A 13,577-nucleotide genomic window follows, 5' to 3' on the forward strand; every position below is an offset into this window, starting at 1 on the left:
ATCTTTCGAAAGGATTGATTTCATCATGCAAACAACCTTTGCAAAACGTGTCATCCCATGTCTGGATGTCAAAGACGGACGAGTTGTCAAAGGAACAAATTTTGTTGGACTAAGGGATGCAGGAGATCCTGTCGAATTAGCCAAACGATACGATGAAGAAGGTGCTGATGAAATTGTATTTCTGGACATCACAGCATCTCATGAAAAACGGAAGACGATGGATCACGTCGTCTCTAGCTGTGCGTCCGAGGTATTCATTCCGCTCACCGTTGGCGGCGGAATAAGCACCCTAGATGATATGCAGCATATACTCAAGGCGGGAGCCGATAAGACCGCAGTCAATACCGCCGGCGTAAAAAATCCAGAATTGATCCGAGAGGGTGCTTTACGATTTGGCCGTCAGTGTATTGTCGCCGCAATCGATGCACGTCGTACCGGAAGAGATACATGGGAAGTGTATATCAATGGTGGGCGTACGGCAACGGGACTTGACTGTGTAGCGTGGGCAAAGGATGCAGTACGTCTTGGAGCCGGTGAAATTCTGCTGACGAGCATGGATGCAGATGGGACAAAAAACGGCTATGATATAGAACTTACACGTGCTGTATCAGAAAGCGTCAACGTTCCTGTGATTGCTTCCGGAGGAGCAGGAACACTGCAGCATTTTTACGATGTTCTCACAAAAGGAAAAGCGGATGCTGTTCTTGCTGCGTCGCTGTTCCACTATGGTGAGTTCACGATAGAAGAGGTAAAAACATATCTTAGGTCACATGGACTGGGGGTTCGATTATGATGAATGTAGATATGTCAATGATTCAATTTGACGACCGAGGGCTGGTGCCGGCAATTGTACAGGAAGAAAACAATCAAGTCCTGATGCTGGCATATATGAATCGGGAATCGCTTGAAAAAACAATAGAGACCGGATTTGCATGGTATTACAGCCGCAGCCGCCAAAAACTATGGAAAAAAGGCGAAACATCAGGTAATGTCCAACGCGTAAAAGAAATCTCTTACGATTGTGACGGTGACACCATATTGCTGCGTGTCAAGCAGTCAGGCGTAGCGTGTCATACAGGCACCTACTCATGTTTTAGCGGCCGTAAACTCTATGACGCAGACAGTAAGAGTATTATCCCTCTAACAGAAAAAGAAGAGCATCCATTGACTGAAGTTTTGGCGTCCCTTTATCAGGTCATTCAGAGCCGACGCCTGCATCCAGTCGAAGGATCCTATACCAACTATCTATTTGATAAAGGACAGGATAAGATCCTGAAGAAACTCGCCGAAGAAACGGCAGAGACGATCATTGCCTCCAAGAATAACATTCGCGAAGATGTCCTCTATGAGATGGGAGATTTGTGGTATCACTGTCTCGTCTTGTTGGCGTATCACAACATGACGCCGGAAGATCTGCTGGAAGAATTGAAGCGGAGAAACAGCGGAGGAAAATATCATAAATTTGCCGGCAAGACAGGCATACGTCCAGATATGTGATCCCTCTGTTTTTCACCAGCTATCCATAATGGTAATTATGGATAGCTGGTGAAATAAAGAAAAACTGGAGCAAAAGATATGTGAATCTTATAACTTGTCATTGACAATAACGCAATTTGAAACTATAATTTAGATATTGGGTTATATAACTATAGATTATAGTTTTAATCAAGGAGAGTGTTCTTTTATGGCAAAGAATCCGGTCAAAATTACCGAGACTGTCCTCCGCGACGGACATCAGTCGTTGGTAGCAACGCGCATGCGCATTTCGGACATGCTTCCGCAGCTTGCGGCGCTTGATGCCATCGGCTACAATGCTCTTGAGGCATGGGGCGGTGCCACATTTGACACATGCCTTCGCTTCCTCGATGAGGACCCGTGGGAGCGCTTGGATATTCTGAAGAAGAATCTTAAGACGCCAATTCAGATGCTCCTTCGTGGCCAGAACCTGCTTGGATACAATCATTATTCCAACGATGTTGTTGAGAAATTTGTCCAGAAAGCATCTGCACACGGCGTCGGTGTCTTCCGCATCTTTGATGCATTGAACGATATCCGCAACCTGAGGGTTGCTATTGATTCGGCTCTGAAATGCCCGGAGAAACCGCATGTCCAGGGTTGCCTTGTATATACGATCAGCCCGGTTCACACAAACGAAAGCTTTGTTGAATTGGCTGTCGAGCTCGAGAAGATGGGATGTCATTCCGTCTGCATCAAGGACATGTCAGGCCTGCTGAAGCCATATGTTGCTGAGGATCTGGTCAAGAAGCTCAAAGCAGCGGTGAAGATCCCCATCGATCTCCATACACACTGCACCTCTGGATTTGGTCATGCAACGTATCTGAAAGCCATCGAGGCGGGTGTTGATATCATCGATACAGCACTGGCTCCCTTCTCCAGCGACACATCTCAGCCGTGTACTGAAACGATGGTTGCGATGCTGGAAGGAGAAGAGCGTGATACCGGACTTGACCGTCAGGCAATGACGCCGATCTCCAAGTACTTCCTCAAGGTAAAGCAGGATCTCATTAAGACGTTCAACCTTAAGGGATACTTTGACGTCAATCCGAACGTGTTGGATTTCCAGATTCCTGGCGGTATGCTTTCCAATCTTGCGAACCAGCTCAAAGAAGCCGGCATGGAAGACAAGTACCAGGATCTTCTCGACGAGATGCCGCGCGTACGCAAAGATGTCGGCTATCCGCCGCTCGTTACACCCTCTTCGCAGATCGTTGGAACCATGGCAACGTTTAACGTTATGAGCGGCCAGCGTTACAAGATGGTGCCGAATGAGTTCAAGGATCTTGCTCGCGGAAAATTCGGCAGAACCCCCGTTGAGGTCGATCGTAAGTTCCTGACCGATACACTTGGGATTGCTCCGGAAGATATCATCGAAGACTGCTCGATCGAAGATGCAAAGGCAAAGACATTCGCCGAGTTTAAGGAAGAACTGAAAGGAAAGGGATATCTCAATCCGACCGATGAGGATGTTCTCTCCTATGCCCTCTTCCCGCAAGTTGCAGAGGAGTTCTTCAAGGCACACTACAAGCCGATTACAGCATACGTAAAAGAATAAGCTCAGACATAAAAGAAGGTGGAACGCGACTCCTCGCGTTCCACCTTCTTTTATTTTTCCTTGAAGAATACCGATTTTCCAATAAATTCTCGAAAGATGGAATTATTGGGGATATCATCGATGTCATGAATTTCATCGACATATTGAAGAAAACGCAGAATCAATCGCGCTTCTGTATATCCCTCTTCCCCTCTGCCTATCGCCTCTAAAAGAGGTACTGCATATTTTTTTAACACACCAATTTCATAGATCAGCGCGGAATTGAACAAAACATCGGCTTCTTCCTGAAATGGGAAAATATATTTTTCCTCCCCCGCCCTGACGTCCGGCCACTGCTTAATCGTCTTAATGGCCTTCGCACCACGAAATTGATGATCTCGAACCAATCTGCGAAGAAACCGCACATCTGTAGTCGGAATACGATTATGCGCATCAATATTCAGTTGTGTTAATGCACTAATATATATTTTGTATTTGTTTTTTCGTGCTATATCGGCCGTAAGCCGTTCATTCAGGCCATGAATTCCTTCAATAATAATTGGTTGATCTTCTTTCATCAACAAGAAATTATCGTCATGCCATTCCCTCTTTCCTGTAATAAAATTGTAGTAAGGGATTTGTACCCTATGTCCATTTAAGAGTTCCAGCATATTTCGATTGAAGAGAGCCGTATCGATGGCGTCAATCGACTCATAGTCATACTGTCCTTTTTCATTTCGAGGCGTATCCTCACGATTCAAAAAATAATCATCCAATGAGATCATGATGGGATGCAGCCCATTGACGCGAAGCTGTATCCGCAGTCTCTGAGCAAACGATGTCTTCCCGGAAGATGATGGTCCGGCAATCAAAATAAGCCGTATATTGTTTCGATGTGAAGCGATGTGATCCGCAATTTGTCCGATACGTTTCTCCTGCAATGCTTCAGATACGCGTATAAGTTCTCCCATACGATGTTCTGTATTGATCTGATTCAGACTCGAGATATATGGGCACTCCAAGATCCTCGCCCATTCCTTCGCTTCAGAAAGAATGTGTCCAAACTTCGGCTGTTCTACACGTGTTCTTATTTTCCCGTCTGTCATTTCATCTGGCGTACGTATCAATACACCGGATTGTTCCACATCTAATGCAAACTGTCCGAGGAGTTTTGTCTCTGGGAGCATCGCTCCATACAGATAATCCGGGTAGTTACAGCACGTATATATACTGATCATAGGGTGTGGAAGTGACGCAATCAGTGCAGCTTTTCCCCTATTACCGCGCGCCTGAAAGAGTTCAATTGCTTCTTGACGCGGAATACCGTGTTTAAGAATAGGCACGTTGTTTGCAATCATCCCCCGCATCTCTTGTTCGATGTCTTGAATTAATCGAGGATTGATGGATTGTCCTGGGATTTTAACTTCACAATATAGGCCTTTATTGACCGTAAACTCGGCGACGACCTCTGCTTCTTTGTTCATATTGGATACGGCCACGATAAAGAGAAAGAGGATGGAGCGCTGATAGATTCTCCATCCAAGGGCAGTATTTAGCTCGATAAATGAAATTTCATCATCATGATCATATTCTGACTGTATATCTCGTACTTCACCGTTGATTTTAGCTGCAACAATCGGACTAGAGTAATTCTGCTCTTCCTCTTGTGCAAGCTGCATCAATGTTTTTTTCATCAGAACCCTCTTCTCTCTTTACAGAAAAACCTGCCCATTGCGAGCAGGTTATCATCAGATAAAGAATGTAACAATTTTGTAGGTGATTGCCCCCATGGCGGCTGTGCATGGGATTGTCAGCACCCACGCTACTACCATTTGCTGTGCGACACCCCATCGAACGGCGTTAATGCGTTTTGCCGCTCCTACCCCCATAATGGAGCCGGAGACGACATGTGTTGTACTCACAGGAAGATGCAGCAAAGTTGCACCAAATATAATAATGGATGAGTTCAAATCCGCCGAAAAGCCTGAAATCGGCTGTAACTTAAATATCTTACCTCCGATTGTCTTAATAATGCGCCAACCGCCGACGGCCGTTCCACAAGCCATTGCAGTTGCGGCAAGGATTTTGACATAAGTGGGAACCTCGAACGCATCAATGTATCCACCGGCCAATAAGGCGAGTGTAATGATGCCCATAGACTTCTGTGCATCGTTGGAGCCGTGAGAAAATGCCATTGTAGCAGCTGATAGGATCTGCATCTTCTTGAACTTCCCATTGATGGATGTCGGACGCGAATGCCCAAACACGCGGAATAGAAGCAACATGATGATGCATCCAGAAACCATACCAACCAAAGGGGATAAAATCAACGAGAGAACAATTTTTCCGATTCCCGTGAAGTTTAATCCGTCGACGCCCGAGGACGTCATCAGAACAGCACCGATCACCCCACCGACAAGTGCATGTGAACTACTGGAAGGCATCGAAAACTTCCATGTAATCACATTCCATACGATAGAGCCGAAGAGCGCAGCAATAAGAACGTGTTCATCTACATGAGAGGCTGATTTTACGATATCTGAACCGATGGTCTTTGCCACACCGGTGCTGTACATTGCACCGAAAAAATTAAGGACCGCGGCCATAATAATGGCATGCTGCGGATGAATCGCTCTCGTGGAAACGGAAGTGGCAATTGCATTCGCTGTATCATGAAAACCATTGATAAAGTCAAATATCAAGGCCAACAGAATGACCAGAAAGATCAATAGCTGCAAATCAGGCATACTTCATTACCACTCCTCGCAGCATATCAGCAATATGTTCACAATGATCCAGCGTGTCTTCCAGCTGCTCCAGAACATCTTTCCAGCGAATGAGCTCAATCGGATCCTTCTCGTGTTCAAACAGGTAGGCAACTTCACGACGGTAGATGAGATCGCCTTCACTTTCAAAGCGTTCAATCTTGTGCGATGCGTCCAATATACCCACTTGATTTTTGCGGATGTTCCCCAAAAAGGATACCGCACGAACGATCTCCTCCGTTGCAGAGAGCAATAACTTGGTCAGGTTTACTGCTCCCGTCATTGGTTCCCCCATATGGTACATGTCGTATCGCTGTAGTATTCCTTGGAGGAGATCAACGCCGTCATCGAGGTTATTTGCCAATGCGTATATGTCTTCACGATCAATCGGTGTAATGAAAGTGAGGTTCAGCTTGTCAATAATACGGTCGTTGATAGTATCTGCTTCGTGTTCAATTTTATTGATTTCTTCTACCTTAACCGCCGTCGTTTTGTAATCCTGGATGACCTCGTCCAGAATCAAAGCTCCTGCATGAAAGAATTTCGCACTTTCAAGGAATAGATCAAAGAACTCATCATCCTTCTGTTTGAAATTAAACATAAATCCAGATCCTCCCCAGGAATACATTTACTTGGAGGTACATACAGAAAAATCACACCCCAATAATATCATTATTTCAGATTGACAGCAAGCCAAAATTTGACTGTACTCAAATCCTTTCGGCGAGTCGCTCCGCGAGGAGTGTATAGCGTCGTCTTGTTCGATCATTGCTTACAGCGGTAAAGAGTGCTATGCGATCTCCTACAAGAATCACACGTTTCTTTGCGCGTGTGACAGCCGTATAGAGGAGGTTACGCTGCAGCATAATATGATGCGCACGTACAAGCGGTAAAATGACAGTACTATATTCGCTGCCCTGACTCTTGTGTACACTCATCACATAGGCGAGTGTAAGCGATGCGAACTCATCCCGTGTATACGTAACATCCACATCATCTGTGTATTGTACGATAAGTTTCTCTGTATCAATCCATACAATACGGCCAACATCACCGTTGAAAACATTTTTAGTATAGTCGTTTCGTATCTGCATGACCTTATCGCCGCTGTGAAATCCGGCGATTGACGCATTGTCTTCCGTTTCTGGGTTGAGTGCTTCCTGCAGTGTGCGGTTTAGTGCATCTACGCCACATGCTTCGCGACGCATGGGCGAAAGCACTTGCATGTCCATCACAGAGTGCCCCGCTTCGATCAACGATTGGCAAATTGATAGGACTTGTTTTGCAGCTTCCTCGGCGGATACTGCCGAAACAAAGGAGAAATCGTTTCCTGTAAATGTCGGCATAGATCCTGTGTTGATTGCGTGTGCATTGAGCGCGATCGTTCCTCTGTTATTCTGACGAAAAATCTGTGTCAGACGCACACATGGAAAAACGCCCGAACGAAGAATATCTTTTAATACCGATCCTGGCCCGACTGCCGGAAGTTGATCTGCATCTCCAACGAAGACGATGTGTGAGCCTGGAAGGACAGCGGAAAGCAGATGCTGCATAAGCACAATATCCATCATGGATACCTCATCGATGATGACAACATCTGCCTCAAGCATACATTCCGCATCACGTGCAAAATGCATATTGCCGTCTTCACGTCCTTGTGCTTCGAGCATACGATGTACAGTGGCTGCGGGAGCCCCAGTCGCTTCTGAAAGACGTTTTGCCGCACGGCCTGTTGGCGCAGCGAGAAGGATTTCCAGCCCTTGCTTTCCCATTATATCAATCATGCTTCGAATTACTGTTGTCTTTCCTGTGCCAGGGCCGCCGGTAAGTATGACAACGCCATGAAGCAGGGATGCAATCACGGCATCTCGCTGCTGCTGTGCGAGTGTTACCTCATGCTCTTCCTCCCATTTTCTGACAAGTGCTGCAGGGTTGTGAACGTGAATTGGTTCTGCCTTATGCTTGAGCATGCGGAGAAGATCCGCGGTTTCCACCTCTGCATGATACAATTGAGGCAAATAAATCAGACGCTCTCCCATTTCGTCCACGGCATAGACGCGATGCATTTTCACTTCGCGTCGGAGTACATCCATAATCTCAACATGCTCAACACCGAGGCGCTTGGTGGTATGCTCAATCAGCAGAGCCTCCGGAATGCAGCAATGCCCATTGGATGCAATTTGTGCCAGTTCAAAAAGGATGCCTGCTGCAATCCGTTCCGTTGAGTTTTTTTCCCACCCACATGCTGCAGCAATCGTATCCGCCGTGATAAACCCAATACCATCCACTTCTTGTGCCAGCTGATATGGATTTGTCTCCATCACCTTCAGAGAGAGTGAGCCATATTTTTTGAAGATACGGGCGGCATAGCCCCCAGTCACACCGTGCTCTTCCAGCCAAAGCATAATATCACGCAGTTCGCTTTGCCTAAGATAGGATGCTGTAATTTTTTCTGCCGTTTTAGGTCCAATTCCGGTAACTTCCGTTAGACGACGTGGTGTGCTCTCTATGACCTTTAGTGTGTCTGTACCAAAACGTTCAACGATGCGACGTGCCATCGCCGAGCCGATTCCTTCGATCACGCCGGAAGACAAAAACCGTTCGATGCCATGTGTTGTCGTCGGTGCACTAACGTGCATTTGCACAGCTCGAAACTGTCTCCCAAAGCGAGGATGTACAAACCATGTTCCGCTTAAATGCACTTCCTGTCCGAGAAGCGGTGCGGGAAGGTTCACCGTTGCCGTACATTTTGACTGACCTTGCAGCCGCAGGCGAAAAACAGAAAATTCATCATTTGCAGCCGAAAAAATGATATGATCTACAATACCGGTTAGTCGTTCTTCCTTGTTATTGAAATCAAGATCTTGCTGAAGCTGCATCATCGACCTCCGTCAGCTGCTCCCACTTAGCATAACGCTGTATAATTTCCTGCTCCTTTTCTGCATACGCTGCAGCAACAGTACGGCTGCGTTCGGGGTCACATTGTGTTTCCGGCAAATTCATCTCATACTCCAACCCTTTTAGCTCTGCCTCCGCCATAGCGATCTCTGCTTCAGCACGTTCAATCATTTCCTGACGGCGGCCCGTAGGCAGCGTGCTTGCTGACGACTGTCTATGGGAATTGTTTTTTTGCGCAGGAGGTTGTTCTGCTTTCTTCTTTTGGGAGACATGTTCTTGCTCTTGTGGCCGTGAAGACTCCTCTTCTTTTTTCATCAAATAGTAACTGTATCCACCGAGATACTCTGTGATCGTTCCTTGGTTCAATACCAATGTGCAGTTTGCTGTCTTATCCAAAAAATAACGATCGTGAGATACGGCAATGAATGTTCCAGGGAAGGCCATAAGAGCCTCCTCTACTGCCTCACGTGCCGGGATATCCAGATGGTTCGTCGGCTCATCCAGAACGAGAAAATTAGCGCCTGTCAGCATCAGTTTCAGAAATGCGACGCGCGCCTGTTCACCGCCGGACAATTCCCCAATACGCCGGAGCACATCATCTCCGTGAAAGAGAAATGCACCGAGATAGCTACGTGCAGTCTCCTCACTTAATCCGTAGGTATAGCTGATTTCATCTAGTATCGTATTATTAGGGTTAAGGCCTTCGTGCTGCTGGGAAAAATATCCGATCTTGACACGGCTGCCGATCTTGACACGGCCTTCTGCTTCACGTTCTCCCACCAGAATTTGAAGGAGTGTCGTCTTCCCTGCACCATTTTCTCCGATTAGTGCCACACCGTCTCCTTTTCGTATCAAAAGGGAGATGTGATCAAGAATACGATGCCCATCCTGATAGGAAAACGAGACATCCTCAAGTTCCGCAACACGCTGTGCGCACTCCTCCGGGGGAGCAAAGGAAAAGAATTGAAACTGTGCTGCTTCAGGCGGAAGTATGATGCGTTCCAACCGATTGAGCTGACTCTGTCTGCCGCGTGCCTGTTTGGCTTTTATCCCTGCTTTATACTTGCGAATGAATTCTTCTGTCTTACGGATATGGTCCTGTTGTTTTTCATAAGCATGCTGAAGTGCTGTGCGGCGCTCATTTTTTATGCGTATGTAATGTGTATAATTTCCTGTATACGACGTAATAGTCTGATGTTCGAGCTCGAGAATATGTGAGGCGACACGATCAAGAAAATAACGATCGTGAGAAATTAAAAGAACACCGCCTCTGTAGGAGCGGATAAATTCCTCCAGCCATTCGATCATGCCGATATCCAGATGATTGGTCGGCTCGTCTAAAAAAAGAAAATCTGGTTCACGCAAAAGTGCTTTGGCAAGACATATACGTGTTGTCTGACCACCGGAAAAATGATGAACATCCTTAGTCAAATCCGGTTCTGAAAAACCAAGACCAAATGCAACGCGCCGAATATGTCGTTCAAAATCATAACCATTCATGGACTCAAATCGATTTACAAGATTTCCATAGGCTTTGAGATCTTCTTCGCTGCTCTGTCCGGAGGAGATACGACGTTCCATCCGTTCTTTTTCTTCACGAAGTAAAATGATATCAGAGAAGGCACTGTATAATTCATTATACAGTGTTTCCGAAGAAAATACTGCCTGCTGCTCAACGTAGCCGATAGTATCGGTCGGATCGACAGACACTGTACCATCATCCGCTTCTTCCCGTCCAAGGAGAACACGCATCAGTGTTGTTTTACCGCTTCCGTTGGCGCCAACAAGACCTATTTTATTACCGCGCATAATTTCAAGGTTCACATGAGAAAAAAGTGTATGTATCCCATACGATTTTTCCAGCCCGACCGCCTTAAAACTCCCCATATTACGTTTCTCCGTCCTTGTGTTTTGGCGTTGACTGATAGTCACGCCCAATGTATATGATTGCCTGCTGTTCTCCGGCTCCCTCCACCGGCATAATAACGCATGGAAACGGCATGCCATAAAAAAGATTGACATGCGAATTCGCCGTCATGACTGCAGTTTTTGGGCGATCTGACGATCGTCCCGTCTCGACACTTGAAATCCGAAACCCTTTTGCCTGCAGAATATCTGCTACATCTGCCCCTGCCCCGTCAATTCCGCTGGAATTGACGATGAGGACGGAAATACGATCCGTTGAATCTTGGCGCTTTTCCGCGCCAGATTCTTTTGATTCTTTTTTTTCGGCTGTACGATGTGCGCCGATCACGCGATCGCCCTCCGCCAGCAGTTCATCAGCAGAAGGAAAATTGACTTTTGCGTTGTTCTCCATCATCCTGCGCAGCCGTTCCGGCATATCGGCACGGTATTTATCGGCATCCCGTTCGGCTTCTTCGCGCATGGGGGCTGACAGCTCTCTGCCAACGCCTTCCATGAGCAGTGATCTTGACGTGACAATGTCTGGAATCCAATAGCTCACATCGCCAAGATATGCAGGGGTTCCTGCAGCCATAGCCATCGAAAGTCCATCTGCATCAATGGTTTTAAACCGTTTTGCCAGCGCAATCAACTGACGCAGAGAAAGATCGGTCTGAACAGCATTCTTTACTTCCCCTATGATGGCAGAGATGCGGGGAAGAATCTCAGGGGATATAAGACGCGTAAAAAAAGCCCGCATAAAGCGTTGTTGGCGTGAAATGCGCCCAATATCCCCTTCCCCATCTCGATAACGCACATACTGAATGGCATGAGCACCATCCATGTGCTGTATGCCAGGCTGAAGGTCAATGATAAGACCGCCATTGTCGTCCCAAGGATCTTCATAATACATTCGTTTCTCTACGTCGATATCGACACCGCCGACGGCATCGACAATACGCTCAAACGCTGACGTGTCAATCAAAATATAGTGCGAGACAGGAACACCAAGCAGCTTGCGAATGGAGGCAATTGTCAGATCATGACCGCCAAATGCATACGCATGGTTGATTTTATCATATCCATAGTTTCCAATTTCAACGCGTGTGTCGCGAGGGATGGACAGCAGTGATATCCGATCTTTTTTTTCATCGACGGCGGCAAGCATCAGCGTATCACTTCGTCCAATATCGTTATCTCTGCGATCTACTCCCATGAGCAGCACATAACCGAGATCGTCGGAAACACTGGTGCCGACATCTGCATCCTTTAATGAACTGGAAAAAAAATATCCTCCTGCATAATAAATCACACACACCAGTACAAATGAAAACGTAAATATAATTCCCGCATACTTAATGAACATACGATCTGTTGTTTTCTTGTCTGATGGAGTTATTTCTGGTTCTTGTGCCATCGATTCGTAAATCTCCCTCTCCGCTTATACCAATCGGCTCCAGTATAGCAAAAACAGGCGTTCCGCGCAAATTCTCTACGTATGAATAAGTGGGAGCAATATAATGCTTGCAATAAAACATACCTTCTACAACCATGCTGTTTTAATCCTTCTTTACAAAAAAAGACATATCATGTAAACTATGATTTATACTTACATATGGATTTGTAACGGTATATCGGCATAGTGCAATACAGATGGGGATGTTGCCTAATGCTGCAAGGGAGAGGGAATTATGCTTCGACTTCCTGTATCGAAATTAAAAGACGGGATGGTTCTTGGGCAAAGCTTGTTCAATACGGCAGGAGGAAGCTATCTTGTCAAGGGACAGCCGGTAACCATTGACTATATTCGGAAACTGCGTCAGATTGGCATTCAATCTGTAACGGTTACCTCCATGGATCCGGCACATAAACTGCCGCCTCCTCCCGATGTCATTGAAGAAAAGACACGAATCAATGCAATCAGTACGGTCTACAATACGTTTCAATCCATTGAAGAGAACGGAACACTTGATACGACGGCATTGCAGAGGGTGACAGACTCCATTGTCTTTGATCTCTTTGAAAACCGGAATAACCTCGTCCAGCTGACCGATATACGCGCCCATGATGCTTATACTTTCGCGCACAGCGTCAATGTGGCCGTACTCTCTGCCATGATGGGCATGCTCTGTCATATGCCAAGGGATGAAATCTCTCTGATTACACTCGGCGGTCTCTTGCACGATCTTGGCAAAGTAGACGTGAGCTCAGCTATCCTGACAAAAAATCGAGGACTCTCTGACCGTGAGTTCAAGATTATGAAAAACCATCCACTCGATGGGTCTCGCCGCATCCTCAATGTCAGTGACCTTCCCAAGAAAAGTATTCTGGCAGCCATTGCTGCGCAGCATCACGAACACATTGATGGATCAGGCTACCCCAATGGGATTACAGGCAATGAGATGCATCATTATGCAAAGATCACGGCAATCGCCGATGTCTATGATGCACTAACCAGTGAACGTCCTTACAAAAAGGCGTACATGCCAAATATCGCCTACAATATCATGCATAATATCAACAAGGGACAATTTGACCAAGATTTGCTGGATACATTTTTCAACAACGTCGCACTCTATCCAGAAGGTGCCGTGTTAAAGACAACATTTGGCTTTGCCGTTGTGAAAGAGAGTAGGTTCGGACGCACAACAACGCCGATCATCATTCTTTTTGCCGATACAAACGGAAAATTATTGAATGAGCGAAGTGTCATCGATCTCTATGAGACACCAAATGGAGCAAAATCCATACAGGTCGTTCCTACAGGAAATGAGCTCTATCACTTCATCCATGAACTAGGCGTCGACCCATCTTACTACCTCGAAGAGGAACGAAAAAAGGATGCGGCCGCTGGGATAAAATCCTCCGGTGTGTCGATGGCACCGCGTGCGAAGTTGAATTAATATAAAACGAAGTCCGTTAGCGTATGGTAGATCTCGTGCATCTATCATACACTAATG

The 13,577-nt window shown here is 46.3% G+C and carries 10 protein-coding genes; 4 read left to right on the forward strand and 6 right to left on the reverse strand.

Annotated elements, in window-relative coordinates; translation table 11 throughout:
* Nucleotides 1–25: 25 nt before the first annotated feature.
* From hisF to C1713_RS07790, 3 genes are all read left to right on the forward strand, one after another.
* Complete coding sequence (gene hisF / locus C1713_RS07780) at nucleotides 26–793, forward strand: imidazole glycerol phosphate synthase subunit HisF (RefSeq protein ID WP_009442153.1); 768 nt, start codon at nucleotides 26–28, stop codon at nucleotides 791–793.
* Nucleotides 793–1,497 carry a bifunctional phosphoribosyl-AMP cyclohydrolase/phosphoribosyl-ATP diphosphatase HisIE gene (gene hisIE / locus C1713_RS07785; protein WP_039981499.1) on the forward strand — a complete coding sequence of 235 codons (705 nt, stop codon included), beginning with the start codon at nucleotides 793–795 and terminating at the stop codon, nucleotides 1,495–1,497. Before hisF ends, hisIE begins: the two co-directional genes overlap by 1 nt.
* 187 nt (nucleotides 1,498–1,684) lie before the next feature.
* A complete protein-coding gene (locus C1713_RS07790) occupies nucleotides 1,685–3,073 on the forward strand; it encodes a pyruvate carboxylase subunit B (RefSeq protein ID WP_006689472.1) in 1,389 nt (462 codons plus the stop codon).
* Between the two features lie 50 nt (nucleotides 3,074–3,123).
* On the opposite strand, the gene C1713_RS07795 is transcribed toward C1713_RS07790, so the two are convergent.
* The 6 genes from C1713_RS07795 to C1713_RS07820 form a co-directional block, all read right to left on the reverse strand.
* Nucleotides 3,124–4,746: a nucleoside kinase gene (locus C1713_RS07795; RefSeq protein WP_102493553.1), complete on the reverse strand. Its 1,623-nt coding sequence runs from the start codon at nucleotides 4,744–4,746 to the stop codon at nucleotides 3,124–3,126.
* Nucleotides 4,747–4,800: 54 nt separating this feature from the next.
* Nucleotides 4,801–5,799 carry an inorganic phosphate transporter gene (locus C1713_RS07800; protein WP_009442150.1) on the reverse strand — a complete coding sequence of 333 codons (999 nt, stop codon included), beginning with the start codon at nucleotides 5,797–5,799 and terminating at the stop codon, nucleotides 4,801–4,803.
* Nucleotides 5,792–6,418: a DUF47 domain-containing protein gene (locus C1713_RS07805; protein WP_009442149.1), complete on the reverse strand. Its 627-nt coding sequence runs from the start codon at nucleotides 6,416–6,418 to the stop codon at nucleotides 5,792–5,794. Before C1713_RS07805 ends, C1713_RS07800 begins: the two co-directional genes overlap by 8 nt.
* A gap of 109 nt (nucleotides 6,419–6,527) precedes the next feature.
* Nucleotides 6,528–8,696 carry an SF1B family DNA helicase RecD2 gene (gene recD2 / locus C1713_RS07810; protein WP_102493554.1) on the reverse strand — a complete coding sequence of 723 codons (2,169 nt, stop codon included), beginning with the start codon at nucleotides 8,694–8,696 and terminating at the stop codon, nucleotides 6,528–6,530.
* Entirely contained in the window at nucleotides 8,674–10,602 is a 1,929-nt protein-coding gene (locus C1713_RS07815) for an ABC transporter ATP-binding protein (RefSeq protein ID WP_102493555.1), read from the reverse strand. Before C1713_RS07815 ends, recD2 begins: the two co-directional genes overlap by 23 nt.
* Nucleotide 10,603: 1 nt before the next feature.
* Nucleotides 10,604–12,034, reverse strand: a complete 1,431-nt coding sequence (locus C1713_RS07820; protein WP_102493556.1) for an LCP family protein — start codon at nucleotides 12,032–12,034, stop codon at nucleotides 10,604–10,606.
* 274 nt (nucleotides 12,035–12,308) lie between these two features.
* Between C1713_RS07820 and C1713_RS07825 the strand changes: the two genes are divergently transcribed.
* The gene (locus tag C1713_RS07825; protein WP_009442145.1) at nucleotides 12,309–13,520 is read left to right on the forward strand and encodes an HD-GYP domain-containing protein; all 1,212 of its coding nucleotides are present in this window, start codon (nucleotides 12,309–12,311) and stop codon (nucleotides 13,518–13,520) included.
* The last annotated feature ends 57 nt before the right edge of the window (nucleotides 13,521–13,577 follow it).

It is taken from the genome of Centipeda felix (assembly GCF_900186465.1).
Taxonomy (GTDB): Bacteria; Bacillota; Negativicutes; order Selenomonadales; family Selenomonadaceae; genus Centipeda; species Centipeda felix.

Coding starts and splice junctions, on each gene's coding strand:
- hisF (WP_009442153.1), top strand. CDS start 26: ATGCAAACAACCTTTGCAAAACGTGTCATCCCATGTCTGGATGTCAAA.
- hisIE (WP_039981499.1), top strand. CDS start 793: ATGAATGTAGATATGTCAATGATTCAATTTGACGACCGAGGGCTGGTG.
- C1713_RS07790 (WP_006689472.1), top strand. CDS start 1,685: ATGGCAAAGAATCCGGTCAAAATTACCGAGACTGTCCTCCGCGACGGA.
- C1713_RS07795 (WP_102493553.1), bottom strand. CDS start 4,746: ATGAAAAAAACATTGATGCAGCTTGCACAAGAGGAAGAGCAGAATTAC.
- C1713_RS07800 (WP_009442150.1), bottom strand. CDS start 5,799: ATGCCTGATTTGCAGCTATTGATCTTTCTGGTCATTCTGTTGGCCTTG.
- C1713_RS07805 (WP_009442149.1), bottom strand. CDS start 6,418: ATGTTTAATTTCAAACAGAAGGATGATGAGTTCTTTGATCTATTCCTT.
- recD2 (WP_102493554.1), bottom strand. CDS start 8,696: ATGCAGCTTCAGCAAGATCTTGATTTCAATAACAAGGAAGAACGACTA.
- C1713_RS07815 (WP_102493555.1), bottom strand. CDS start 10,602: ATGGGGAGTTTTAAGGCGGTCGGGCTGGAAAAATCGTATGGGATACAT.
- C1713_RS07820 (WP_102493556.1), bottom strand. CDS start 12,034: ATGGCACAAGAACCAGAAATAACTCCATCAGACAAGAAAACAACAGAT.
- C1713_RS07825 (WP_009442145.1), top strand. CDS start 12,309: ATGCTTCGACTTCCTGTATCGAAATTAAAAGACGGGATGGTTCTTGGG.